The following is a 26514-nucleotide window of genomic DNA, read 5'->3' on the forward strand; positions in this document are numbered from 1 at the left end:
GAAAACCTTATTGAACAGTTTCAACATTCCAAGTAGTCCAACCCTTGAAACGAATGGCACCCTTTTGGTCAGTTTTTAATACCAAATTCTCAAGTTCTTTATCTTCTTGGTTATTCTCAGCATTTTTATCTTTAAATGATTTTTTCTTGTCTACCGAAATAACGGTGATTTTAGGGTGTACATTTTTGAAGATTTCGATATCTGTCTTTTTCTTCGATGCTTGCAGATGACTTATCACTACATCTGCTTGGATTTTTGGATAATGACTCGTTAAAAACTTCTCCTCTATTTTTCCAGTAACTAGAAAGGTTTGGTTTAGTAACTTTCCATACATTGTAATTGAATCGTTTTTATCCTTATTTTGAGTTTCGATTACTTCCAAACTACTCCCAAAAACAAATAAGCTGTCTCCTTTTTTAATTGAACGTAGGTTGACTTTGCTCTCCTTCAGCTTATCCATAAATTCTCTCTTAGATAAAGTTTCTTCAGTTACTAGAATCTCTCCAATATTGAAGGCTTTACTAATTTCTAACACATGATCTAGTTGCTTAAGTTCACTTTTCGTTAAAACAAGCTGATCAATCTTAGCCACTCCTCGACTTTTCAGATAAGGAATTAAACTACGTTTGGCATTGCTGGTAATAGCTTTCTCCTGCCAGACTTCTTTCTTTTCAACTGCTAGCTTTTCACCAACATCCAGTAGTATGGTCTTCCCTGACATGTCTCTTAGGAAAATGCTTCGCCCCTGTTCCATATCTAGGACTGTGATTTCATTTTCTAGTGGATGCTTGGTTACTAAAAAGAATGAGATGGCAACTATGACAAGCATAGATAGTTTTTTCACATTATTTCGATAGTCGTAGATGAGAGCTAAAGTAATCAAAAGAAGGATTAAAATCCAAAGACTCGGCTGACCAAAAACAAGAGTCCTCGTAGATAGCTGAGAAATATAGCGTATGATATTTTCTAGCCATTCAAAGAGAAAGTTGAACTGGGTGATGGGATATATAAATGACAGACAGAAGAGAATCGATAAAAGTGGCAATAGGATCATGTCAAACAAGAATGAAAAGACAAATGTCAAGAGAATGGACCACGGTTGAAATTCTGAAAAATAAAATGATAAAATCGGAAGAATTCCCAAGGAAATAATACAACTCTCCCTAACCAGACCTTTTATCCCTGCTACTTCCTCAGCAGTCATTGTCAGGATAAAGGCATAAGCACAGGAAAGAACCCCTCCAGCAGTTAAGAAAAAGTTCGGCATGATTAAAAATAGAATAAGAATCGTCAAAGCAAAATTATCCAGTGACTTAAAGCCATGCTGAGCCAATAACTTTTGTAGAAGACTACGAATAACTGAAGCTGAAAATCCTGTCAAGCCTGCATAAAACAAAGAAAAGGGATAAGCTAGCCATTTGAACTTCTCTTGTGTCAAGCCCAATCGCAAGAGTGACTTTTTAAAAGCATTCATGAAAAATCCGACCTGCATTCCAGACAAAGCAAAAAGATGAATAATCCCTAGGCTGGAATAAAGTTCATTCATTTCCTCAAAATCTGTGTCCAAATGCCCCAATAAAAGACCTGTCATATAATTGCGCATGGGATCGGGAAAATTCCTTTTTATCCAGACAACTGCTTTTCTCCGCAAACTTGATAGATTTTCTCCAATATCCCAACTGGAAATTTGCTTTAATTCCACAATTTCGGATATGGTTAAGGTCTGATAAATTCCTTGCGTTTTGAGATAGTTTCGATAATCAAAACCCGCAAAATTACTGGCTCCTTGAGGACTAGCTAACTTGCCTTTCACAACCATTTCATACAGATCAGACAACTGCTGAAATTTTTCTTTTTCAGCTTCTGACTGGAGTTTATAATAGACCTGAAAGAGTCTGCCCTCAGCCTTGCCACGAAAAGATAAGCTATCTCCATTTACCTTGATGGTATCCGGTAATATTCGCACTGTATCAACCGTGTCTACAAGATTCCGACTGGCTTCTTCTTGCTGCCATTTTTGAAATATAAACCAACTCCCGAAAAGTCCACAAATCAAGAGGACCTTGGTCACAGTTTTCCATGGAAATTGGAAAAAGAGGCAGACCAGTAAAAAGACAAAGCCCAAAAGTGCTAATACACTTGCTGAAAAGATTGCATAGTAAAGCCATAGGAAAAGAAAACTGAGATAGATTTTTGGAATTGGAAAGCGACTAATCCACTGTGACATATTCTTTTAGCTTTTCTATCGTTTTTGCACCAATACCAGAAACCTTTTTGAGCTCATCTACTGACTTAAATTTACCATTGGATTCACGATGGTCAATAATGTCTTGAGCACGTTTAGCACCTAAGCCTTTAACTTGTTTCAGTTCCTCTAAACTAGCTTTATTGAGATTGACTTTCTTATTTTCCTTGCTGTTGGAAGTACTTGATGTCATTTCTTGACTAGTAGCTTCTTCCTTAGTCGGAACATAGACTAGTGCTTCGTCACTAATTCTCTGGGCAAGATTGATAGACTTGCTATCAGCATTATCTGTTAAGCCACCAGCTTTCTGGACAGCATCATTGATACGACTTCCAACTGGCAAGTCATAGATTCCAGGTGATTTGACAGCACCTTTGACATCGACAGTAATTAGATCTTGCTCCACCGCTTCTTCCTTCTGATTTCCATCTTCCTTTTCATCCGTCGAATCCTTTGGAACAGCTGCAACTTCAGTCTGCACCTTTGTTTCCTTAGCAGGTGCTTGAGCGACTGGCTTTAGGAGGAAAAATCCGCCTAAGACCAAGCCCAAACCAGCACAGATAATAATGATTTTATATTCTTTGATTTTCTCAATAAGTTCTTCCATATTTTCTCCTCTCTTAGCTTATTCGTAAGAGAAAGAAAAAAGAGCTGAAAAATCTTTTCAACTGCTTACTTATTTGCAAAATAATCTTCCTTGGTCAAGACATAATGCACTCTTGTTACGATTCGACCTGGTTCTTTTTTATCCATCCTAGCATAAGGTTCTTCGTGAGAAAAGCGCATGCCTGATTTCTCCATGACCTTTCCTGAAGCAGGATTATCCTTATCGTGAAGAGCGGTCAACTTATTCATTCCAATCTTTTCAAAAGCTAGTTCAATCACGGTACGATTGGCTTCAGTTGTCAAACCTTGATTCCAATATTTTTGATGGATAATGTAACCAATGGCTGCCTTCTTAAGAACAGTATCGATCTTGTGCAAGTCAATAGTTCCGATAAACTCTCCAGTACTTTTTAGTTCAATGCCCCATCGACCCAAGGGATTGGCTAGATAAAACTGGGCAATATTATTCTTAGTTTCCTCTAAACTTTGATTGGTTGGAAAAGTATAGCGCGTATTTTCCTGGTTTGAAGCATATTCAAACATGGCTTCTGCATCATCAAGTGTCACAGGTCTAAGCACTAAGCGTTCTGTTTCGATAATTTGATGCTTGGCTAGTTTGATAAATAGTGATTCCATGATTTCACCTCCCAAAATAGGTTGCTAAAAGAATAACATAAAAGAAATAGGTTTACAAGTTTTTCTTGCAATTTAAAACGGTTTCATATACAATAAAGTCATCACAAAAACTCTGACGAATGATGTGATACATAAATTGAAACAGCTTAATAGAAAGTGAGTTATCCTATGTTAATTGGAATTCCAAAGGAAATTAAAAATAATGAAAATCGTGTTGCTTTGACACCTGCTGGTGTACAAAGTCTCATTGGTCGTGGCCACCGTGTCCTCATCGAAACAAATGCTGGACTTGGTTCTGGTTTTGCTGATGCTGACTATGAAAAGCAAGGAGCTGAAATTGTCGCAACTGCTGCTGAAGCCTGGGCTGCAGAATTAGTTGTTAAAGTGAAGGAACCCCTTGCTAGTGAGTACCAGTTCTTGCGTGAGGATTTACTTCTTTTCACCTACTTACACATGGCAGCTGCTCCAGAATTGGCAGATGCTATGCTTGCAGCTAAAACAACTGGGGTTGCTTATGAGACAGTCCGTGATATTCAAGGACAACTTCCTCTTCTCGTTCCAATGAGTGAGGTTGCTGGTCGTATGGCAGTCCAAATCGGAGCCCACTTCTTGACGAAACAAGCTGGCGGTTCAGGAGTTCTACTCGGTGGTGTTCCTGGTGTTCCTAAAGGAAAAGTAACCATTATCGGTGGTGGTGTCGTTGGTACACACGCAGCTCGCATTGCGCTAGGTTTGGGAGCTCAAGTAACCATTCTTGATATCAGCGCTAAACGCCTCTCTATCCTAGAAGATGTCTTTGGTCACCAAATCCAAACACTCATGTCTAATCCATTTAATATCGAAGCAAGTGTGCGTGAAGCAGACGTTGTTATCGGTGCTGTCTTGATTCCTGGTGCCAAAGCTCCTAAATTGGTGACAGATGAAATGGTACAACAAATGCGTCCTGGTTCTGTCATTGTTGACGTTGCTGTTGACCAAGGTGGTGTTATAGCGACAGCTGACCGTGTGACAACTCACGATGAACCAGTCTATGAAAAACACGGTGTTCTTCACTATGCCGTTGCTAACATTCCTGGAGCAGTTGCTCGCACATCTACGATTGCCCTTACTAATGTGACTCTTCCATATATCGAAGCCTTGGCAGGAAAAGGATTTAAGAAAGCTATCCTAGAAGACGCAGGCTTGCTTGAAGGTGTGACAACCTATCAAGGATACCTCACCAGCCAGCCAGTTGCCGAAGGTTTGGAACGTGACTTCACTTCAATCAGTGAACTTGTCTAAAATGATTTATAATTTAAAACTACAAAAATAAGAGCAGCTTTTCAACTGCTCTTTTTTACTATTCTGTTTCTTCTTGGTTTTCTTCAGCTTTGACAGGTAGAGGTTCATAGGCTCTGATAATTTGAGCTACAACTGGGTGGCGAACCACATCCTTGGCTGAGAAATGAACAAAGTCAATCTGATGAATATTCTTGAGTTTTTCTTGAGCATCAATCAAACCTGACTTGACATTCCGAGGTAGGTCAATCTGACTAATATCCCCATTGACAATCATTTTCGAGTTAAATCCAAGACGAGTCAAGAACATTTTCATCTGCATGATAGTTGTATTTTGCGCTTCATCCAAAATGACAAAGGCATCATCCAAGGTACGTCCACGCATATAGGCCAAAGGTGCAATTTCAATAATTTCACGTTCCATAAGACGGGTTGTTTGATCTTTCCCAAGAATCTGGTACAAGGCGTCATAAACTGGTCGTAAATAAGGATCGACCTTTTCCTTGAGATCACCTGGAAGAAATCCAAGGCTCTCTCCTGCTTCCACTGCTGGACGTGTCAATATGATTCGCTTGACTTGTCCACGCTTGAGGGCTGTTACGGCCAAAGTCACTGCTAAGAAGGTCTTACCTGTTCCTGCCGGCCCAATCCCAAAGGTCACATCGTGTTGCTTGACACTATCCACATAAAGCTTTTGACCTAAGGTTTTGACGCGGATAGGTTTCCCAGTATTATCCTTAATAATCTCTTCTTCATAGAGGGCGACAAACTTATCGATTTCATTATTCTTAACCATGGTAATGGCTGTCACCACATCCGGAGTTCCAACAGTCATTCCACGATTGACCAAGACCATTAAGGCTTGGATAACTTGGCGGGCTTCCTCACAAGCTGACTCCTCTCCCAAGACTTGTACAATTTCTGTACGGGCATGGATGATGACATCTAATTCATCCTCCATCAATCGAAGGTGGCGCTCATTGGACCCAAAAAGATGAAATAGGTCATCTGGATGACTCAGTTGAATATCTATTGAATGTTCCTTCAAACAAAGAACCTCTCTAATTCTCTTATTTCGTTTTATCATTTTGTTTTCTTTTAAGTATGAAATAACTTTCAAAAATCCTATCACTCTGACAATTCGTAATGGTAAACGAAACTTGTCAAAATAAGGAAAATCCTCATAAAAGATAAACTGAATGACTATATTATAGCAAAGAGGCTGAGAAATTACTATCCCAAACCTCATCTAGTAGCCTTAATGTTCTAAATATTCCTGCCAGATACGATCGAAGTCTCCCATATTAAAGGAAAAGCTAGCATGTTCCTCTAAAAAACGACTCACTTGATCGAAATCATCTGTATGTTTCGGAAAGGCGGACTCCTCAAAAGCCAGATCCGCTAAAATTGCTTTGGGACTATTGCTTTTAGGGTTGCGCTCGGTCATCAGCCAAGTATAAAATGATTTTCTCATAAGCCTCCTAAATCAACTCTGTGCCGAACTGATCTTGCTTGATTTTGCCAGCCTTCATCAAACCACCGAGTGCCTTTTTAAATTGACCTTTTGAAATACCGAAAGTAGCCTTGATATCTTCTGGTGATGACTTATCATTCAAAGTCATGAAGCCACCATTGCTTTCCAAATAAGTCAAGATCATCTGCGCATCATTTTTCAACATCTCAAAAGAGCGTGGTTTTAAAGAGAGATTAAGCGTTTGGTCAACCTCACGGAAACCAATGACACGCGCATCTAGCACTTGCCCCAAACGTGGTTCTGCATAGCGCTCACTTGGATGGATAAATCCAAGCATGTTGTTCTCTGGTAGATAGACAAAAGTTCCTGATAATTTGAGACGGTAAACAATGGCAGGCCAATTTTGATTCTGCATGTTATTGTAGGCAGGACGTGCCAATCGTTGGAAATCTTCCTGATAAGCTAAGATTCCCCAGATACGGTCCTTCTTATCCACTTCTAGACGAATATAAAGTCGATCACCTTTCTTTGGCCAGAGTTCTTTAAGTTCAGGGAGAATATCTAGTGACACAACGATTTCCTTGTCTGGTAATCCTGTATCAACAAAAACCCCAAGGTCCTTACGAACCTCTGTTACAGTTCCCCAACCAAATTGTTCCTGAGTTGCAGTCACTTCTGTAGTAGTGAGGCGCAATTTTTGCTTCATATCTGTGTAAGCAAAACCTTTGACCGTATCACCAACTGTATGCTGACCTTCTTCTTTAGCTAGGGCATATGTTTGACCATCCTTTTGAACAAAGTAAAAACGGTCATTTTCATCGATGATGAGTCCAACGATAAAACTTGCAAGATTTGTATTCATATTTCCTTCTTTCGAATAAAACTCAGCCAGCAATGCCAACTGAGTTTTTCTGTTTATTTCTTAGACTTCCAAGATTTCTTTTTCTTTGTTGGCAGTCATTTCGTCGATGTGTTTAACAGCATCGTCTGTTGCTTTTTGAATATCTTTTTCAAGAGTCTTCAATTCGTCTTCAGTGATTTCTTTTGCTTTTTCTTGTTTCTTAGCCTCGTCCATAGCATCACGACGGATATTACGGATAGCAACTTTAGCATTTTCACCGACTTTTTTCACTTCTTTAGCAAGGTCGCGACGAGTTTCTTCTGTAAGAGCTGGGATTACCAAGCGAATAACAGAACCATCGTTAGCTGGTGTAATACCTAGGTCTGAAGCATTCAAAGCACGTTCGATATCTTTCAAAGATGATTTGTCAAATGGTGTTACCAACAAGACACGCGCTTCTGGGATTGTGATAGAAGCAATTTGGTTAAGTGGTGTTTCAACACCATAGTACTCAACGTGGATGCGGTCAAGCAAGCTAGCATTAGCACGGCCAGCACGAATACTTCCAAACTCACGAGCAAGTGAGTGGTGAGATTGGGTCATTCTCTCTTTTGCTTTTTCTACGATTGCGTTTGCCATAATGATTTCTTATTCCTTTTCTTCGATATTATTTGAAACTGTAGTTCCGATATTTTCACCAAATACAACACGTTTAATATTTCCTGGTTGGTTCATGTTGAAAACAACCAAGTCAATATCATTGTCCATTGAAAGTGTTGAAGCTGTTGAGTCCATGATACGGAGACCTTTATTGATCACGTCACGGTGAGTCAACTCTTCAAATTTAACAGCTGTCTTATCCTTTTTAGGATCAGCATTGTAGACACCATCAACCCCATTCTTAGCCATCAAGATAGCGTCCGCTTCAATCTCAGCTGCACGAAGGGCTGCTGTTGTATCTGTTGAGAAGTATGGTGAACCAATTCCCGCACCAAAGATAACTATGCGTCCTTTTTCAAGATGACGAAGGGCACGACCACGAACGTAAGGTTCTGCTACTTGTTGCATGGCAATGGCTGTTTGAACACGTGTATCCACACCAACTTGTTGCAATGAATCTGCCATCACAAGAGCATTCATAACGGTTCCAAGCATTCCTGTATAGTCTGCTTGTACACGATCCATTCCAGCTTCTGCAGCAGGTTCTCCACGCCAGAGATTTCCTCCACCAATAACGAGGGCAATCTCAATACCTAAGTTATGTACTTCTTGAATTTCTTGAGCCATTGCTTGAACTGTTTTGATATCAATTCCGACACCACGTTCGCCAGCAAGTGCCTCACCTGATAACTTAATCAAAATACGTTTATATTTGGGTTCCACCTGACTTCGCTCCTTTATTTTATTCAAACTATTTTATCACATTTTTTGAGAATTTTATAGTCTCATGAGTTATTCTTTTGAAAATTTTAAACGGATAAAAAGTTTTCCAAATCAGCCAAAGCACGCTCTGCAATTTTTTCATAACGAGCCTTCTTATCACGAATGCGGTCGCCTTCCAATTCCTTGATAATTCCGAAATTGACGTTCATTGGTTGGAAGTGTTTGCTGTCCGCATGGGTGATGTAATGAGCTAGACTGCCAATTGCTGTTGTCTCTGGGAAAATAGCCTCGCTTTCGCCCTTGAAAAGACGAGCTGCGTTAATACCAGCTACTAGACCTGATGCCGCTGACTCAACATAGCCTTCCACACCCGTCATCTGACCAGCAAAGAATAGATTTGGCTGTTTCTTAGAACGATAGGTCTGCTCAAGAAGATTTGGTGAATCCATATAAGAATTACGGTGCATAACACCATAGCGAACAAATTCAGCATTTTCAAGACCTGGAATCATTTGGAAGACACGCTTCTGCTCTCCCCATTTAAGATGAGTTTGGAAACCAACGATGTTATAAAGACTACCTGCAGCATTGTCCTGACGAAGCTGAACGACCGCATAAGGAGTTTTAAAGTCTCCATCACGAGGACCTGTGTAATCGTCTGGATACTCCAAACCAACTGGTTTCATAGGACCATAGAGCATGGTTTTGATACCCCGTTTAGCCATGACTTCGATTGGCATACATCCTTCAAAATATTTTTCTTTTTCAAATGAATTCAGTGGAGCTTCTTCTGCATTAACCAAGGCTTCATGGAAATCCATAAACTCTTGTTTGGTCATAGGAGCATTGAGATAGGCTGCTTCTCCCTTATCATAACGAGATTTGAGATAAACCTTGTTCATATCAATCGTATTAACATCCACAATAGGCGCTGCAGCATCGTAGAAATAAAAACCGTCACCCCCATTAAGAGCGTGAATTTTCTCAGCAAGGGTATCACTAGTCAAAGGTCCAGTCGCTACAACTGTAATAGCATCCGTTGGCAATTCTGTAATTTCGTCACGAACGACCTCAATCAAGGGATGGTTGGCAATCTTTTCAGTAACCATTTGAGAGAAACCATCGCGGTCCACCGCAAGGGCACCACCAGCAGGAACACGAGTTGCTTCAGCAGATTCCAAGATAAGAGAACCCAAGCGACGCATTTCTTCTTTGAGGAGACCGACAGCATTTGTAAGAGCATCTCCACGCAAGGAATTAGAACACACTAATTCTGCAAACTTGTCAGTTTTGTGTTGCGGTGTTGACTTGACACCACGCATTTCATAAAGTTTAACTGGAATACCACGCTCTGCGATTTGGTAGGCTGCTTCAGAACCCGCCAAGCCCGCACCGATAACATTGATATAAGATTGAGACACGACACTAATACCTCTTTGGGAGTGTGAATTTCCTGAATCGGGTAAAAAAAGTTCAACGAACTTACTTCGCTTTCGAGTTTTCAGGTTCAGGCTGAAAAAGTCCAAAGGACTTACTTCGCTTTCGAGTTTTCAGGCTCAGGCTGAAAAAGTCCCCCAAACTTTTTCACTCCCACAAATCTTTCTATTTTTTTCTTCTTCTAGTATAACAAAAAAAGGGAAGAAGGCAAACTTCCCCGTTTATTTGTTTTCCTGATGTTCTTCCCATTCGTGGTAGGCGGCGTATAGCTGGCTTTTATTCCACTGATAAATCTTCGCAACTTCCTTAATGGCCTGATTTTTCTTGATTCCTCGTTGGATACGTTCTTGGATTTCTGAAAACAAGTCCTCCTCGTCCTTTTCCTCCACATCCTGACTGGCACCTTCAACGATGAGAAGGCATTCACCCTTGAGTGGCGTTTGAAAAATATTTTCTAATAATTCAGTAATACTTCCACGTTGGTATTCTTCAAATATTTTAGTCAATTCTCGAACCAGAACCACTGAACGATCACCATAAACTGCTAGCATATTTTCTAGCGTATCCGCCACACGGTGAGGTGATTCATAGAAAATCTGGGTCTCAGGATAAGCTTTTTTCGCTTCGAAAAACTGCTTTTGCTGGCCTGATTTTCGTGGTAAGAAACCATAAAAAATGTGAGGTTGGGGTGCCAAACCACTGGCAATTAAGGCAGAAATCCCAGCACTAGCTCCTGGAACTGTGACAACAGCGATGTCTTCTTCTATGGCAGCCTTGACCAAATCATGCCCTGGGTCAGAAATACTAGGCAGCCCCGCATCAGATACTTGGGCAAGATTTTGACCTTGCTTCAACAACTCAATCAAATCAGGAATTTTTTCCTTGGCATTATGCTCGTGAAAACTGATTTGCTTGGTTGAGATTTCAAAATGCTTGAGCAAAAGTCCCGTATTACGAGTATCTTCTGCCGCAATCCAGTCGACCTCTTTCAAGGTCTGAATGGCGCGAAAAGTCATATCATCTAGATTACCAATCGGCGTTGCGACTAGATAAAGCTTGCCATAGGGAGATTGTCCCTTAAAACTCTTTTGAATCTGCATACTTACTCCCTAAACAACAGTTCATCACAGAACATACATTCTGCATCCTGCTCTCGACGTTGGCCATAAAAGTCACGGCAAACATGAAAACCGTCCTCATAAATGCGACGAACATTTTCCCTCACATGTTTAGTTTTGGATGGAGCTGTCTCCTCAACTTCTCCCAATCGTTCTCTCAGTTTATCATTTTCTAAACGAAGAGCTGTATTTTCCTCTACCAGACTCTTGAGATTTTTTTTGATGGCTTCAACGTCTGCCAAGGTTACCAACAATTGCTGTGAAAAGTCATCTAAAGCATCAAATAATTCTTTTTTATTCATTACAGCCCTTTCTTTAATCCATCATTACTTTAAATTTTTTTGTAAAACCAGGTATTCCAAAGCGTTTTGAAAGCTAACATTGGCCCGCCACATTTTACGAGTTTGGACGAGATTTTGCAAAATATTTCGAGCTGAAACATTGAGAATCTCTTGACCAGCTAGTACCTCTAAAATCCTGAGCACTTGATCTTGCTTTTCTTTATCATCAGCCAAACTCGTTAATTTTGCAACTTGCAAATAGGATTCTTTTTTATGGGCTAAAAGCCACGAAAAGAAACGTTCACTTTCATCTACTAGTGTCCAAAATCCTGCTTGATGGACAAGCTTATCAGCCTCTGCCTGCGATTGACTAAACTGAGCCAATAATTTAGCTTTATTTTTTACTAAACCAGCCTCTTCAAGCTGTGACATTAAAGTAGAGACTTGTTTCTTAAATTGGAAAATCTGTGTCCGACTTCGAATCGTTGGTAACATCTGTTCCTCATCATCGGTCAAAAAGAAAATATAAATCTCACTTTGTGGCTCTTCAATAACCTTCAAGAGTGAATTTGCAGCATTCACATGCATTTTTTCCGCTTGCTCGATAATAAAGATCTGACGTTGATTTTCAATACCAGACTGGGAAAATTGACCAACTAATTCTCTAATACGCTCCGTCTTAATGACTTGATTCAGAGGTTTAATTATGGTCACATCAGGAAACTCTTCCTGCTCAATCAATTTACAATTCCGACATTTTTCACAAGGAAAAATACCAGTTTTCTCACTACAAAAGAGACTTTTAGACAAAAAAAGGGCCATCTCTAAACTTCCAAAATTACCTGAAAAGAGATAGGCGTGATTGAGCTGCCCTTGCTCCAAGATATGGACAAAACGTTCAAATTGTAGAGGTTGACAAGCTCTTAATTGCTCTTGCTTCATCTCCTTAATCCCATCCTATCAAAAAGTAGCTGTTGCGTATTTTCAATCACTTGATCAAGTGGTAGGCTAGCATCGATTTTTTCGATGCGATTTCCTTCTCTTTCAAGAAGAGAAAGGTAACCTTGACGAACTTTTCGGTGTAGATCCAGACCTTCCATGTCCAAACGATTGACTTCCCGATTACTGTTGGCAGCAATACGTGCCAGTCCCTCTTCGACCTCAATATCAAAATAAAGAGTCAAATCAGGTTTCAGTCCATCTGTTGCAAACTGATTAAGCCAATCAATGGCATCGATATCTAAACCACGCCCAAAGCCCTGATAAGCAACAGAACTATCGATAAAGCGATCCATGATAACCAGTTTTCCAGCTGCAAGTGCTGGTAAGACCTTTTCCACCAAGTGTTGTCGACGACTAGCAATATAGAGGAGAAGCTCAGTCTTAGGATCCATTTCAGTATGACTAGGATCTAGTATAACTTCGCGAATTTTTTCTCCAATTAAGACCCCACCTGGTTCGCGCGTTGTTAAAACTTCTACTCCCCTATCCTCTAATACAGGGATTAGGGCTTCAAGAACGCTTGTTTTTCCTGCTCCCTCTGGTCCCTCAAGAGAGACTAAAAATCCTTTTGACATGTCTGACTCATTTCTATTTTTCTCTCTTCTATTCTATCAAAAAAATGGGGATTTGTGAAAAGCTTTTTTCATTTCCTTCTTTGTAAGAAAAAAAGAGTGTGAGTTTTAACGCTCACCTCTTATTTGCCTAATTCTTGAGTTTTTTTATAGGCTTGGTTGACAGCATCCATAACGGTTCCTCTAAAAGCATGTTCTTCTAGACTTGCTACACCAGCAATGGTTGAACCACCTGGACTGCAAACTTGGTCTTTCAAGACTCCAGGATGTTGCTGACTTTCTAGGACCATTTGACCTGCACCAACTACTGTTTGAGCCGCCATTTTCAGAGCCATTTCTCGTGGCAATCCTGTCTGAACACCTGCATCCGCCAAGGCTTCGATGAAAAGATAGACAAAGGCAGGACCACAACCGGCAAGCCCTGTTGCCGCATCTATTAAACTATCACTTATTTCAACCAACTGCCCTGCACTGGCTAAAAGTTGACAGAAAAGTTCACTGTCTTCTGGATGACAATTTGCAGACAAGGCATAACTAATCACTCCTTGCCCAATAGCAACAGGGGTATTAGGCATAATGCGAATAATCCTATGGTGACTTGGAAGAAGACTAGCAAGTTTTTCCAAGGTCAAACCAGCTGCCATGGAAATCAAAAGAAGACTTTCTCGTTTCTCAAGGATTGACTGATATTGAGTAAGCAGTTCTGAGAATTGAGCTGGCTTTACTCCTAGAAAAATCACATCTGCTTCTGCAAAGATTTCGTCATTGCTAGAAGCCTGACCACCATAATTAGCAATAAAAGCATCCACCTTAGCTTGACTACGATTAGCAAGGAGAATCTGATGACTCATTTTTGCCTGCAAGACAGCCTTAGCCAAACTAGCTCCCATATTCCCCAAGCCGATAAATCCAATCTTCATCTCTTTACTCCCTTATCTGTCCATCACCAGTAACCACATATTTGTAGCTAGTCAATTCCTTCAAGCCCATTGGACCACGCGCATGCAATTTCTGAGTAGAAATCCCCATTTCACAACCAAGACCAAATTGGCCACCATCTGTGAAACGAGTCGAAGCATTGACATAAACCGCTGCCGAGTCCACTTGATCTGTAAAGTAAGCTATAGCATCAGCATTTTCAGTCACAATCGCATCCGAATGATGGGTGCTATGGACTTCTATATGCTCTACAGCTTCCCTAAGACTAGAAACTACTTTAACAGCTAAGACATAGTCTAAAAACTCAGTGTCAAAGTCTTGAGCCACTGCTGCTTGTCCAGAAATATATTGACTAGCTTTCTCATCTAGACGCAATTGAATCGGTTCAAGACCAGCTTCTTTTCGCTCAGCAACTAGAACTTGTTCTAAACGAGGAAGGAATCTTGCCGCCTTGTCTTGATGAACAAGCAGCACTTCCATGGCATTGCAGACTGAAGGACGACTAGTTTTAGCGTTATTGATAATAGACAGTGCCTTGTCTTCATCCGCGTCCTTGTCAACGTAGACATGAACAATCCCTGTACCTGTTTCGATAACTGGCACAATAGCATTCTCAACGACAGCATTGATTAACCCGGCACCTCCGCGAGGAATAAGAAGGTCTAGATAACCCTTAGCCTTCATCATGGCATAACTACTTTCACGGCTAGTATCTTCTACTAATTGAATGACGTCTGGATGAATGGTAGTAGTCTCCAAGCCCTTCTTCAAGGCTGCGACAATGGCATGAGCTGTTTGGTAGGCATCCTTACCGCTCCGAAGGACAACCGCATTTCCACTCTTGAGAGCAAGGGCAGCTGCATCAGAAGTCACATTAGGACGACTTTCATAGATAATGCCAATAACACCCATAGCCACACGCTTCTTAGTAATAACCAAACCATTTTCAAGCTGACTTCTTTCTAGGACTTCACCGATTGGATCTGGTAAAGCAACCACTTCACGAATCCCAGTTGCCATTGCTTCTATACGCCCTGCATCCAAATAAAGACGATCCAACATAACATCTGAGATTTTCCCCTTGGCCGCTTCCATATCACGAACATTAGCTGATAAAATCTCTTCAGTAGCTGCCAATAAGTGATCGGCCATAGCTAGCAAGGCTTGATTTTTCACCTCTTCACTAGCTGTGTTAATTGATTTTTTAACAGCCTGTACTTTTTCAAATTGTTCTTGTGTACTTACCATAGTTTACCTCTAAAATTCTGTAAAGAGTAGTTGGATTTCAGGAGTGATAGAAATCCAGTCATCACGATGAATCAGGACTCCCTTGGCTTTTTGAGAACGAAGGACATCTTTGAGCCCCGATGCACCTAGTTGCACTCTACCTTTTCCAAGTGATTTTCCAGTTTCCTTATCAAATACCGTTACAATATCACCATAAGTAAAATTGCTCTCAACATCTACAACCCCTGATAAAAGGAGACTCTTTCCATGTTGAGAGAGGGCTTCTGCCGCCCCTTTATCAACCCAAATTGCTCCCTGACTTTTGGCATAAAAGGCTAGCCATTGTTTCTGGGTACGAAGTCCCTTTTCTTGTGCAACAAAGAAAGAACCATCCTTGGTCTTCTCTGCCGCCTCTATCATAGCATCAGCTTTCAAGGAAGAACAGATATAAACCGGTACTCCTGACTCTGTCGCAATGGTAGCAGCTTTTATTTTCGTCAACATACCACCTGTTCCATTCGATGAACCTGCTCCGCCAGCCATATCGATAATTTCACGATTGATGGTCTCAATTCTCTCCAGACGTTTAGCTCTTGGATCCGAGTTAGGATTCCCCGTATAGAGTCCATCTACATCTGTTAAGAGAACCAAAAGATCTGCCTGCACCATTGCAGCTACCTGAGCACTGAGCGTATCATTATCCCCGACCTTGAGCTCATCAATAACGACACTGTCATTTTCATTGATAATAGGAATCGCGCCACGATTGAGAAGGACAGATAAAGCTTGATGGGCATTTTTATAACGTCGCTTATCGACAAAATCATCCTGAGTTAGCAAGATTTGAGCTGAAACAATCTGTCTTAAGAGCAAATTGGTTGTATATTCTTCCAGAAGCAATCCTTGACCAACCGCTGCTGAAGCTTGCTTATCCGCAATCTTTGTTGGTCGTTTTTTAAATCCTAAGGCTCCGAAACCTGCTGCAACAGCCCCAGAAGACACCAAAACAAGCTCATGACCTGCTTCATGCAGCATTGCAAGCTGTTGCGTGATAGCTTTTACTTTACTGCGAGATAAACTTCCATCTTTATGTGTCAGCGATGAAGTTCCCACTTTAAATACGATACGCTTGTACTTCATATTTTTCTCCAAATTTAATATTTAACCATTTTACCATGATTTTATGAAATTGTAAAAAAGGAACTCTCTCACTTTTGATCGCAAAAAAGAACCTTGCATAGCAAGATTCTTTTAGTGTCTGACTTAAATAATTGTTCTTCTGGGAACTAAATCGAATTAAGCTTCGATTTCTGTAACCATACCTGAACCAACAGTACGTCCACCCTCACGGATAGAGAATGTAGTACCTTGTTCTACGGCGATTGGGTGGATCAACTCAACGTCGATTGTCACGTTATCACCTGGCATTACCATTTCAGTACCTGCTGGAAGTTCGATTGAACCTGTAACGTCAGTAGTACGGAAGTAGAATTGTGGACGGTAGTTGTTGAAGAATGGAGTGTGACGTCCACCTTCTTCTTTAGTAAGGATGTAAACTTCACCTTTGAATTTAGTGTGTGGGTTGATTGAACCTGGTTTAGCGATAACTTGTCCACGTTCGATTTCGTCACGTTGAACACCACGAAGAAGGACACCTACGTTATCTCCTGCAAGACCTTCGTCAAGTTGTTTACGGAACATTTCAACACCAGTAACAACTGCTTTTTTAGTTTCTTCTTTGATACCAACGATTTCGATTTCGTCGTTGACACGAACAGTACCACGGTCGATACGTCCTGAAGCAACTGTACCACGTCCAGTGATTGAGAATACGTCTTCGACTGGAAGAAGCAATGGTTTGTCAGTGTCACGTTCTGGTTCTGGAATGTACTCATCAACAGTGTTCATCAATTCCATGATGATGTCTTCGTATTTAGAGTCACCTTCAAGAGCTTTAAGAGCTGAACCTTGGATAACTGGAAGATCGTCACCTGGGAAGTCGTATTCTGAAAGAAGGTCACGGATTTCCATTTCAACCAATTCAAGCAATTCTTCGTCGTCAACCAAGTCGATCTTGTTCATGAAGACGATAAGGTGTTTAACACCAACCTGACGTGAAAGAAGGATGTGCTCACGAGTTTGTGGCATTGGTCCGTCAGTTGAAGCTACTACAAGGATAGCTCCGTCCATTTGAGCGGCACCAGTGATCATGTTTTTAACGTAGTCCGCGTGTCCTGGAGCGTCGATGTGAGCGTAGTGACGTTTTTCAGTTTCGTACTCAACGTGCGCAGTGTTGATTGTGATACCGCGTTCGCGTTCTTCTGGAGCAGCATCGATAGACGCATAGTCTTTAGGTTGGTTAACTGCTGAAGGCAAGCGACGTGCCAAAACAGTTGTGATAGCTGCAGTTAGGGTAGTTTTACCGTGGTCAACGTGTCCGATAGTACCAATGTTAACGTGTGGTTTACTACGATCGTATTTTTCTTTTGCCATTTGAGTAAAAGCCTCCAATAAAATATATTTTATAGATAGACAGTAGGCAATACAGTCTAACTTTCCTTACTATTTTATCAAATTTCAGCTAAATTGCAAGTGTTTTACAAAGTTTTTGTGAATTATTCTTATTCTTGCTCAACTTACTCTACCAATTTATTTAAAATATCTATAACTAGGCTTATTTTAGCAAAAGGCGATAGACCATAAATCGATAACCCAAGTCTTAATTTCCTATTTCCAGCCCCGAAAGACTTCAATCATTCAGTTGTTTGTAAAAATTATGTATAGAAAAATTAAAGTTCCATCATAAGAGATTAGAGAGTTGAAAGCCAATAAAAAGTTTGATCAACTACAGCGCCAAAGATACTATGATCAAAAAAAGGTCGGGATTTTTTATCCCGACATCTTTATTCTGATAGATGTTTCTTAACTTCTTGTGCTTCCTTATGATTTTCATACAGTCGCGCTAAGAATTTAGCAATCTCTTTTAAAATGGAATAGGTAGGAACAGCAACAATCATCCCAATCACACCGTAAATATTACTTGATAATAAAAGCAAGACTAAAATAGTAATTGGGTGAACCTTCATAACTCCACCCACGATACGTGGATATAAAATATTTCCATCAACTTGCTGAATAATCAACATATAAATGACAGCAATAATCATTTTATGAGGATCGGTGAAGAGATTTGAAATAATCATTGGAATCAATCCAATGCTTGGTCCCACATACGGAATCAGATTGGCCAATCCAGAAAAAATGGCGAAGACCAAGGCATATCTTAGACCAATCACACTATAACCGATAAAAGCTAAACATCCAATAATAACTGCATCTATAGACACTCCACTAATGTAACGAGAAATAGTTGTATTTAGGTTTGTCAATAAACCAGATATGTTCAATTTATCTCGTTTTAATATAGTTCTTTCTAGCATGGGTAAAAATTTATGCCCATCAAGTAGGAAGTAAATCAAGAAGACTGGTGTCATGATGATAATCAATACAGTACTTACGAGTGCAGATAGAACACTTCCAACACTATTTGTCACACTGTTCAAGATATTTTGCAAAATATCAACATATGAGAGATTTAGTTGTTGAATAGTTTGTTGAATATCTAGATTTTGCAGGGCTGGATGTTTTGATAACTCAATGACTAAATCTTGAAGACGACCATAAATGTTTTGACTCGAGTAGATCAGGCTACTCAACTGATTAATCAAAATCGGTAGCAGATAGACAAAACTAAGTACGATTGCACAAATTAAGGCACAAAGGGTTAACAAAATCCCAATGATGCGATTGATTTTGCATTCCTTCTCTAAAAAGATAACAATTGGGTTGGTTAGATAATACAAAAATCCTCCCAGTAAAAAAGGAATCATGATTGTGTTTGCAACACTGACAAAGGGTGTAATAATAGCACCCATTTCTTTCCATAGATAGAAAATTAAGGTTATTAGTAGAATTTCAGTTGTCCAGAAGAATAGTTTGTTTCTCCGAAACATAGGCCACCTCCTCTTTTCCCTATTTTACCATATTTCAAAAAAGATTGATAACTTTCATCACAAAAACAAGAATATCTTTTGTCTTTGTGATAGAATAAAGTTACTATGAAGAAATTATTTTTAACCTTATTAACCCTCTTTTCATTTGCTTCAGCAACAACTGTTGCTGCCCAAGATTTTGATGTAGCAGCAAAACATGCCATTGCTGTTGAAGCTAATAGCGGTAAGATTTTATACGAAAAGGATGCTACTCAACCTGTTGAAATTGCTTCTATTAGCAAATTGCTTACCGTATATCTCGTTTACGAAGCCTTGGAACAGGGGAAAATCTCTCTTTCCACTCCTGTAGAAATTTCTGATTACCCCTACCAGTTGACAACTAATTCTGCGGCTAGTAATGTGCCCATGGAAGCTAGAAATTACACTGTTGAAGAGTTATTAGAAGCTACTTTAGTATCTAGTGCGAACAGTGCCGCTATCGCTTTAGCTGAAAAAATTGCCGGTTCTGAGAAGGACTTTGTAGATATGATGAAGGCCAAACTACAAGAATGGGGAATTCAAGATGCTACACTCGTCAACACAACTGGGCTCAATAATGAAACTCTTGGCACTAATATCTATCCTGGTTCAAAGAAAGATGATGAAAACAAATTGAGCGCTTATGATGTTGCTGTCGTAGCTCGCAACCTCATCCTCAAGTATCCTCAAGTTTTAGAAATCACCAAGAAACCTTCTTCTACTTTTGCAGGGATGACAATTCATTCTACCAACTATATGTTGGAAGGAATGCCTGCCTATCGTGGTGGTGTTGATGGACTTAAAACTGGTACGACTGATAAAGCTGGAGCATCCTTTGTAGGTACGACTGTAGAAAAAGGAATGCGTATTATCACTGTTGTCTTAAACGCTGACAACCAAGATACTAATCCATATGCACGCTTCACAGCTACTTCTTCTATTTTAGATTACATCTCATCAAACTTTTCTCTACAGACAATCGTCAAGCAAGGAGAAAGTTATGAAGATAGTAAATCACCTGTATTAGATGGGAAGGAAGATACTGTTACGGCTGTTGCAAAAGAAGATATCAAAATCGTTCAACGTCTTGGTAGTCGTACACAATCAACTGTTACTTACACAGCGGACACGACTGAACACACTGCTCCACTAGAGGCAGGAACTGTCGTTGGACATTTGACTTATGAAGACAAGGATCTAGTTGGTCAAGGATACATTACAACTGACAAACCGAGTTTTGAGATGGTCGCAGAAAAAAATGTCGAAAAAGCCTTCTTCTTAAAAGTTTGGTGGAATCGCTTCGTTCGTTTTGTTAACGAGAAGTTATAAAAAATCGAAAAATCGCGAATTTCGCGATTTTTTTCTTTATTCATTTTCAGCTACAGTCGAATGGTTATATCCATAAACAAAGTAAATAATAACTCCTATTAATAAAGCTAGTCCAAATGCCATCCATGTTTCTAGGGTATACTGAAGCATGAATGAGAGGCAAATCAGAATAGACAAGATTGGTAAAAAAGGTACCAGGGGAGTTTTAAATTCTCCCTCTTTGGGCATACCCTTATCTTTTCTCAATTTGATAATTCCATAGGCTAAGAGAATAAGATAGGCTAAAGTACAGATATTGAGAAAGGCTGCGATACTTGCCAGAGGGAAGATACCCGCTGCAATCGCTGATACTCCACCTGTTAAAATGGTTGCATTCTTTGGAACGCGACTAGTCTTGGTTACTTGTTTGAAGCTTTGAGGCAATAGTCCATCGCGGGCCAAGCTATAAATCATTCGTGACAAGGCATAGGTCATTGAAATACATACCGTAATCAAGGTAAAAATTGCAACAAGTGAAACATAATTAGCTGCCCAACCAATACCAATACTTCTAAGAGCAAAAGCCACTGCATCATCAACATTGAGTTTGCTATAATGAACGATACCTGTCAATATCAAGGTAACCAAGGCATACAGAATAGTTACAATGGTTAAGGATAAAACAATCCCACGTGGAATATTCTTTTGTGGACTTTGAATTTCATCAACTGCCATAGAAATAGACTCAAAACCTAAGAATCCAAAGAACATGAGTGAAGCACCTGCCATAATTCCAGTGCTTCCACCATAAATTTGACCAAAACCAAATGGTGCAAAATCTGACCAATTTTCAGGTTTAATGTACCAAATACCAACTAGGATAAATAAGGCAAGAGCAGAAAATTTTAAAACAACAAGAATAGAATTAAAACGAAGAGCTGCTTTCGAATTTAAAAGTACAACACCTGTAACAAGTAGGATTACTAAAATTGGTAAAAAATCAATATAAGTACCATGTTCAGGATTAAAAGTTCCATTTAAGGCTTGTGGCAAGGAAATTCCATAATGGCTAAGCAAACCCTTAAAATAGGCCGCCCAACCTGAAGCGACACCAGAAACAGCTGTCATAAATTCCATAATGGTTAACCAACCAGCTATCCAGGCTGGAAATTCACCCAAAATTGCATATAAATAACTATATGCTCCACCCGTTGCAGGAACACGAGAAGCAAATTCTGCAAAAAAGAGTGCAGATAAGGATACGCAGATAGCAGAAATTACAATCGATACCACAAGGGCAGGTCCTGCTAATGTTGCTGCAGCAGTCCCTGTAATGGTAAAGATACCTGTTCCCACCATAGCACCAATTCCCAAGAGAATTAAATCCCATAGTTTTAAATGGCGATGCATTTCTGTCTTACCTAGACTAACGTCTTTGGTTCTAAAAATATTCATCATTCATCTCCCAATTTATAAGATTGTATTATTTTATCATATATAAGGATTTTTGTGAATATTTATTAGCATCTTTCATCAAAAAAACTGAGAGTGGGACAGAAATCGGTAATTCGTTAGAATACGATTTCGTCGTCCCACCTCCGCACAGTTGAGTAGGGCTGTAAAAGCTGATGAAATCAGCGTAGTAGAGCCCACTCAACCACTGCGTCTTGCTCGACAATCCAAAGACAATTGAGAGGCTAGGACTTTTGTCCCAGCCTCAGTTTCTGTTCATAAAGTTTATCCGACAGATCCTTCCATTTCATAGCTAATCAAGCGGTTGAGCTCAACTGCGTATTCCATTGGAAGTTCTTTAGTGAAGGGTTCGACAAATCCCATGACAATCATTTCAGTTGCTTCAGATTCTGACAAACCACGACTCATGAGATAATAGAGTTGTTCTTCTGAAATCTTAGATACTTTGGCTTCGTGTTCCAAAGCTACTTGTGAGTTGTGGATTTCATTAAACGGAATAGTATCTGATGCTGACAAGTCATCCATGATAATGGTATCACACTCGATGTGAGAAACAGATTTCTTAGAGTTCTTATTAAAGGTTACTTGTCCACGATAGTCAACCTTCCCTCCACCTTTGGCAATGGATTTAGAAACGATAGACGAACTTGTATGTGGAGCATTGTGGATCATCTTAGCACCAGTATCTTGGTGTTGCCCCGCATTGGCAAAGGCAATTGAAAGCATAGTCCCACGCGCACCTTCTCCATCAAGGTAAACAGATGGATATTTCATAGTTGTTTTGGCACCTAAGTTTCCATCAATCCACTCAACTGTCGCATCTTTCAAAGCTTTAGCACGTTTGGTTACCAAGTTATAAACGTTGTCAGACCAGTTTTGAATAGTCGTATAACGCATATAAGCTCCATCCAAAGCAAAGATTTCTACAATGGCGGCGTGCAAGCTGTTGCTTGAATAAGTTGGTGCTGTACATCCTTCTACGTAGTGGACGCTTGCTCCTTCATCAACGATAATCAAGGTACGTTCAAACTGACCAGTATTTTCGTTGTTGATACGGAAGTAAGTTTGAAGTGGAATATCTACCTTGACACCTTTTGGTACGTAGATAAATGTTCCACCTGACCATACTGCTGAGTTGAGGGCTGCCAACTTGTTATCAGTCGGTGGTACCAACTTCGCAAAGTATTGTTTAAACAAGTCTGGGTATTCCTTGAGGGCAGAATCTGTATCTGTAAAGATGATACCTAACTTCTCAAATTCTTCCTTCATGTTATGGTAAACCACTTCTGACTCATACTGGGCAGAAGCTCCAGCAAGATAGGCACGTTCAGCTTCTGGAATCCCAATACGTTCAAAGGTTTCTTTGATTTTTTCAGGAACTTCATCCCAAGAACGGGCTGGTTTATCAGATGGTTTTTGGTAGTAAATCAAGTCATCAAAATCAATCTCTGACAAGTCTGCTCCCCAGGTTTGCATTGGCATTTTTTTGAAGGTTTCATAAGACTTCAAACGGAATTCTAACATCCACTCAGGCTCTCCCTTAGCAGCTGATAGTTCACGAATGACATCTTCATTCAATCCTTTTCCTGTCGATAGGACAGGCTCTACATCGTCATGGAAACCAAATTTATATTCACCAAGGTCAATTGGTTTTGGTTCTACTCTTTCTTCAGCCATAATATCCTTTCTTTCATTCTTTATTTCTATGATTTATAAGACAAAGAAAGCTTGTCTTATTTATTATCTTGATTTTCAATTGTTTTCTTCAGGGCGTTCCAAGCTAGGGTTGCACACTTGATTCGTTGAGGAAACTTGGCAACTCCTGATAAGAAAGCTGCGTCTCCAAGACTATCTTGTCTGTCATCTTTTTGCCCTTGAACCATTTCAGAAAAGATGGTTGCAAGCTCTAGGATTTCTTGCTTGGTCTTTCCTAAGACTGCATCTGTCATCATACTAGCAGAGGCAGTTGAAATGGTACAACCAGAGTTTAGAAAAGCGATATCTTCCAAACGATCATCTGCATCAAACTTAACAGAGAGATTAATCACATCACCACAAGTTGGATTGTTAAGACTGATTTGTTCAGCATCTTCTAGCTTCCCTTGGTGATGGGGATTTTTCGAATGGTCCGCTACCACTGCCATATAAAGGCTATCTAGTTTAGAAAGTGCCATTGAAAAACTCCTTTGTCTTTTGTAAAGCATCGACTAACTTGTCGCAATCTGCCTTGGTATTATAGATATAAAAACTTGCACGAGCTGTTGCTGGAACGTCCAAATACTGGAGCAAAGGTTGAGCGCAATGGTGTCCGGCACGAACTGCTACTCCTTCATAATCCAGAGCAGTAGCGAGGTCGTGAGGGTGAAGATCACCTAGGTTAAAGGCAATAACACCTGAACGTTGAGCCAAATCTTGCGAACCGTATATGGTCAATCCCTCAATTGCCTGCAATTTGGGAAAGACATAGGCAATCAATTCCTGTTCATGAGCTTCAATGGCTGCCATACCAAGATTTTCAAGATAATCTACTGCAGCAGCAAGTCCAATTGCACCTGCCATGTTAGGAGTTCCAGCCTCGAATTTCCAAGGCAATTCCTTCCAGCTTGCAGATTGTTCATAAACGAAATCAATCATCTCGCCACCAAACTCCACCGGTGACATTTGTTCCAGATACTTTTCTTTGCCATAAAGAACACCGAGGCCTGTCGGACCAGCCATCTTGTGACCTGAGAAGGCAAAGAAGTCTACATCCAAGTCCTGAACATCAATCTTCATATGGGGCGTAGACTGAGCACCATCCACCACCATAATAGCTCCAACTTCATGAGCCATTTGAGTGATTTCCTTGATAGGATTAACCACTCCAAGAACATTGGAAGCATGAGCTAACGAGACAAACTTAACCTTGTCCGTCAATTTAGCCCGCAGGTCATCCATATCCAGAGCTCCGTCCTTGAGATAGACATAAACAAGCTCAGCTCCGGTCTTTCGACAAGCTTCCTGCCAAGGAATGATGTTGGAATGGTGTTCCATGACAGAAATCAAAACTTGATCCCCCTCAGTCAAGAATTCCTCAGCGAAACGTGCCACCCAGTTGAGACTGGTTGTCGTTCCTCTAGTAAAGAGGACTTCCTTTGTCGAGCCTGCATTGATGAACTTACGAATGGTTTCACGAGCAGCTTCGTAGGAAGCTGTCGCACGCTCTGCCAAAGTATGAACCCCGCGATGGACATTGGCATTGTCCTGCTCATAGTAGTGATTAATGGCTTCCAGAACTGCTAGTGGTTTTTGTGTCGTCGCAGCATTGTCCAGATAGACCAAAGGCTCGTCGTTGACAATCTGATCTAAAATTGGAAAATCCTTGCGAATCACTTCTACATCTAACATAGGCTTCCCCTTAGCGTTTTGACAATTTTTCTTCGATCGTTACAATCATTTCATCACGAACTTCCTTGACTGGAATTTCCACGATTACAGATCCAAGGAAACCACGAACAACCAAGCGTTCTGCAGTTGCCTTATCCAAGCCACGACTCATGAGGTAGTACATGTCTTCAGGGTCTACTTGTCCAATAGAAGCCGCATGACCTGCAGTGACATCATTTTCATCAATCAAGAGAATTGGGTTGGCATCTGAACGCGCTTGGTCAGAAAGCATGAGAACACGGCTCTCTTGTTGGGCATCTGCTCCCTTGGCACCCTTGATAATGTGGCCGATACCGTTGAAAGTTAAAGTTGCTTTTTCAAGGATAACCCCATGTTGAAGAATATTACCGATAGAGTTGCAACCATAGTTAGTCACTCGTGTATCAATCCCTTGTACCTGACGACCACTTGATAGGGCAACGACCTTAAGATCTGCATGGCTACCATTACCAATCAAGTCACTATCAAAATCTGCAACGACGTTTCCTTCATTCATGACACCAATCGCCCAGTCAATATTTGCATCGTTGCCCAATTTACCACGGCGGCTAATATAGGCAGTGACGTTCTCACCTAGACGGTCAATCGCAGCAAATTTCACTTGTGCGCCTGAACGTGCAATGACTTCTACTGTGATGTTGGCAGTTGCTTTAACACTACCCTCACCACGTGACTCCAGACGTTCAAGGTAGCTAATCTTACTATTCTTACCAGCGATGATGAGGATATGTTTGTTAAATGGCACATCGCTATCGCTGTCTTGGTAGAAAATACCTTCAATTGGTTCTGTGATTTCTACGTTATCAGGGATATAGAGAACCGCACCACTGTTAAAGTAGGCTGTATGGTAGGCTGCTAATTTATCATCATCGTATTTAACAGATGACATGAAGAATTCCTCAATAAGCTCTGGAATTTCTTCTAAAGCTGAGTGGAAGTCTGTAAAGACCACTCCTTGTTCAGCCAACTCAGCTGGAGTTTGTTCAAAAACAGTTTGAGTTCCTACTTGCACCAACTTCAAGTGATTATCTAGAGCTGTGAAGTCAGGAACATTTGCTGATGGTTCACTTTCTGTAATAGTTCCATCACCAAGATTCCAACGGTGAAATTTGACACGCTCAATGACTGGTAATTCTAGGCTCTCAATCTTATCAAAAGCTTTTTGACGGAGGTCAGCCAACCAGCTTGGTTCAGCGTGCATTTCTGAAAAAAGTTTAATAGTTTCTTTAGTCATTTA

General features: G+C 40.4%; 25 protein-coding genes. 2 read left to right on the forward strand and 23 right to left on the reverse strand.

Annotated features, from left to right (window positions below):
* Nucleotides 1–7: 7 nt before the first annotated feature.
* From ACESOD_RS01775 to ACESOD_RS01785, 3 genes are all read right to left on the reverse strand, one after another.
* Nucleotides 8–2227 (reverse strand): ComEC/Rec2 family competence protein, encoded by a 2220-nt coding sequence (locus tag ACESOD_RS01775; protein ID WP_373093636.1) that lies wholly within the window; start codon nucleotides 2225–2227, stop codon nucleotides 8–10.
* The gene (locus tag ACESOD_RS01780; protein WP_049503607.1) at nucleotides 2211–2852 is read right to left on the reverse strand and encodes a helix-hairpin-helix domain-containing protein; all 642 of its coding nucleotides are present in this window, start codon (nucleotides 2850–2852) and stop codon (nucleotides 2211–2213) included. Before ACESOD_RS01780 ends, ACESOD_RS01775 begins: the two co-directional genes overlap by 17 nt.
* Before the next feature lie 65 nt (nucleotides 2853–2917).
* Complete coding sequence (locus ACESOD_RS01785) at nucleotides 2918–3487, reverse strand: GNAT family N-acetyltransferase (RefSeq protein ID WP_049503606.1); 570 nt, start codon at nucleotides 3485–3487, stop codon at nucleotides 2918–2920.
* A gap of 168 nt (nucleotides 3488–3655) precedes the next feature.
* On the opposite strand from ACESOD_RS01785, the gene ald reads away from it, so the two are divergent.
* Nucleotides 3656–4768: an alanine dehydrogenase gene (gene ald / locus ACESOD_RS01790; protein WP_373093639.1), complete on the forward strand. Its 1113-nt coding sequence runs from the start codon at nucleotides 3656–3658 to the stop codon at nucleotides 4766–4768.
* A 58-nt stretch (nucleotides 4769–4826) separates the two neighbouring features.
* On the opposite strand, the gene ACESOD_RS01795 is transcribed toward ald, so the two are convergent.
* From ACESOD_RS01795 to ACESOD_RS01865, 15 genes are all read right to left on the reverse strand, one after another.
* Nucleotides 4827–5813 carry a PhoH family protein gene (locus tag ACESOD_RS01795; protein ID WP_045763471.1) on the reverse strand — a complete coding sequence of 329 codons (987 nt, stop codon included), beginning with the start codon at nucleotides 5811–5813 and terminating at the stop codon, nucleotides 4827–4829.
* Between the two features lie 210 nt (nucleotides 5814–6023).
* Nucleotides 6024–6239 carry a YozE family protein gene (locus tag ACESOD_RS01800; protein ID WP_001232087.1) on the reverse strand — a complete coding sequence of 72 codons (216 nt, stop codon included), beginning with the start codon at nucleotides 6237–6239 and terminating at the stop codon, nucleotides 6024–6026.
* Between the two features lie 7 nt (nucleotides 6240–6246).
* Nucleotides 6247–7101: an RNA-binding virulence regulatory protein CvfB gene (gene cvfB, locus ACESOD_RS01805; protein ID WP_373093641.1), complete on the reverse strand. Its 855-nt coding sequence runs from the start codon at nucleotides 7099–7101 to the stop codon at nucleotides 6247–6249.
* A gap of 60 nt (nucleotides 7102–7161) precedes the next feature.
* Nucleotides 7162–7719, reverse strand: a complete 558-nt coding sequence (gene frr, locus ACESOD_RS01810) for a ribosome recycling factor (protein ID WP_001262232.1) — start codon at nucleotides 7717–7719, stop codon at nucleotides 7162–7164.
* A gap of 9 nt (nucleotides 7720–7728) precedes the next feature.
* Nucleotides 7729–8463 carry a UMP kinase gene (gene pyrH / locus ACESOD_RS01815; protein ID WP_000433488.1) on the reverse strand — a complete coding sequence of 245 codons (735 nt, stop codon included), beginning with the start codon at nucleotides 8461–8463 and terminating at the stop codon, nucleotides 7729–7731.
* 86 nt (nucleotides 8464–8549) lie between these two features.
* A complete protein-coding gene (gene trmFO, locus ACESOD_RS01820) occupies nucleotides 8550–9884 on the reverse strand; it encodes a methylenetetrahydrofolate--tRNA-(uracil(54)-C(5))-methyltransferase (FADH(2)-oxidizing) TrmFO (protein ID WP_373093643.1) in 1335 nt (444 codons plus the stop codon).
* A 237-nt stretch (nucleotides 9885–10121) separates the two neighbouring features.
* Entirely contained in the window at nucleotides 10122–11000 is an 879-nt protein-coding gene (gene rsmI / locus ACESOD_RS01825) for a 16S rRNA (cytidine(1402)-2'-O)-methyltransferase (protein WP_373093645.1), read from the reverse strand.
* Between the two features lie 2 nt (nucleotides 11001–11002).
* Nucleotides 11003–11320 (reverse strand): DNA replication initiation control protein YabA, encoded by a 318-nt coding sequence (gene yabA / locus ACESOD_RS01830; RefSeq protein ID WP_248034887.1) that lies wholly within the window; start codon nucleotides 11318–11320, stop codon nucleotides 11003–11005.
* Between the two features lie 24 nt (nucleotides 11321–11344).
* Entirely contained in the window at nucleotides 11345–12241 is an 897-nt protein-coding gene (locus tag ACESOD_RS01835; protein ID WP_373093646.1) for a DNA polymerase III subunit delta', read from the reverse strand.
* Nucleotides 12238–12876, reverse strand: a complete 639-nt coding sequence (gene tmk / locus ACESOD_RS01840; protein WP_373093647.1) for a dTMP kinase — start codon at nucleotides 12874–12876, stop codon at nucleotides 12238–12240. Before tmk ends, ACESOD_RS01835 begins: the two co-directional genes overlap by 4 nt.
* A gap of 119 nt (nucleotides 12877–12995) precedes the next feature.
* Entirely contained in the window at nucleotides 12996–13793 is a 798-nt protein-coding gene (proC, locus tag ACESOD_RS01845) for a pyrroline-5-carboxylate reductase (RefSeq protein ID WP_373093648.1), read from the reverse strand.
* 4 nt (nucleotides 13794–13797) lie between these two features.
* Complete coding sequence (locus tag ACESOD_RS01850) at nucleotides 13798–15060, reverse strand: glutamate-5-semialdehyde dehydrogenase (RefSeq protein WP_373093650.1); 1263 nt, start codon at nucleotides 15058–15060, stop codon at nucleotides 13798–13800.
* Nucleotides 15061–15069: 9 nt separating this feature from the next.
* Entirely contained in the window at nucleotides 15070–16179 is a 1110-nt protein-coding gene (gene proB / locus ACESOD_RS01855) for a glutamate 5-kinase (RefSeq protein ID WP_373093651.1), read from the reverse strand.
* Between the two features lie 156 nt (nucleotides 16180–16335).
* The gene (tuf, locus tag ACESOD_RS01860) at nucleotides 16336–17532 is read right to left on the reverse strand and encodes an elongation factor Tu (RefSeq protein WP_001040718.1); all 1197 of its coding nucleotides are present in this window, start codon (nucleotides 17530–17532) and stop codon (nucleotides 16336–16338) included.
* Nucleotides 17533–17942: 410 nt separating this feature from the next.
* Nucleotides 17943–19052 carry an AI-2E family transporter gene (locus ACESOD_RS01865; RefSeq protein ID WP_373093652.1) on the reverse strand — a complete coding sequence of 370 codons (1110 nt, stop codon included), beginning with the start codon at nucleotides 19050–19052 and terminating at the stop codon, nucleotides 17943–17945.
* Nucleotides 19053–19157: 105 nt separating this feature from the next.
* On the opposite strand from ACESOD_RS01865, the gene pbp3 reads away from it, so the two are divergent.
* Nucleotides 19158–20399 (forward strand): D-alanyl-D-alanine carboxypeptidase PBP3, encoded by a 1242-nt coding sequence (pbp3, locus tag ACESOD_RS01870; RefSeq protein WP_373093654.1) that lies wholly within the window; start codon nucleotides 19158–19160, stop codon nucleotides 20397–20399.
* A gap of 36 nt (nucleotides 20400–20435) precedes the next feature.
* On the opposite strand, the gene ACESOD_RS01875 is transcribed toward pbp3, so the two are convergent.
* The 5 genes from ACESOD_RS01875 to sufD all read right to left on the reverse strand — a co-directional run bounded on the left by ACESOD_RS01875 (nucleotide 20436) and on the right by sufD (nucleotide 26511).
* On the reverse strand, nucleotides 20436–21833 hold the full coding sequence (locus ACESOD_RS01875; protein WP_373093656.1) for an APC family permease: 1398 nt from the start codon (nucleotides 21831–21833) through the stop codon (nucleotides 20436–20438).
* Nucleotides 21834–22115: 282 nt separating this feature from the next.
* Nucleotides 22116–23528: a Fe-S cluster assembly protein SufB gene (gene sufB / locus ACESOD_RS01880; RefSeq protein WP_006151262.1), complete on the reverse strand. Its 1413-nt coding sequence runs from the start codon at nucleotides 23526–23528 to the stop codon at nucleotides 22116–22118.
* A 56-nt stretch (nucleotides 23529–23584) separates the two neighbouring features.
* Complete coding sequence (gene sufU / locus ACESOD_RS01885; protein ID WP_371621044.1) at nucleotides 23585–24025, reverse strand: Fe-S cluster assembly sulfur transfer protein SufU; 441 nt, start codon at nucleotides 24023–24025, stop codon at nucleotides 23585–23587.
* A complete protein-coding gene (locus tag ACESOD_RS01890) occupies nucleotides 24012–25238 on the reverse strand; it encodes a cysteine desulfurase (RefSeq protein ID WP_373093658.1) in 1227 nt (408 codons plus the stop codon). The genes sufU and ACESOD_RS01890 overlap by 14 nt, the downstream gene beginning before the upstream one ends.
* Before the next feature lie 10 nt (nucleotides 25239–25248).
* A complete protein-coding gene (gene sufD / locus ACESOD_RS01895; protein ID WP_373093660.1) occupies nucleotides 25249–26511 on the reverse strand; it encodes a Fe-S cluster assembly protein SufD in 1263 nt (420 codons plus the stop codon).
* Nucleotides 26512–26514 lie beyond the last annotated feature (3 nt).

The organism is Streptococcus oralis (assembly GCF_964238205.1).
In the GTDB taxonomy this organism is placed as follows: Bacteria; Bacillota; Bacilli; order Lactobacillales; family Streptococcaceae; genus Streptococcus; species Streptococcus oralis_CZ.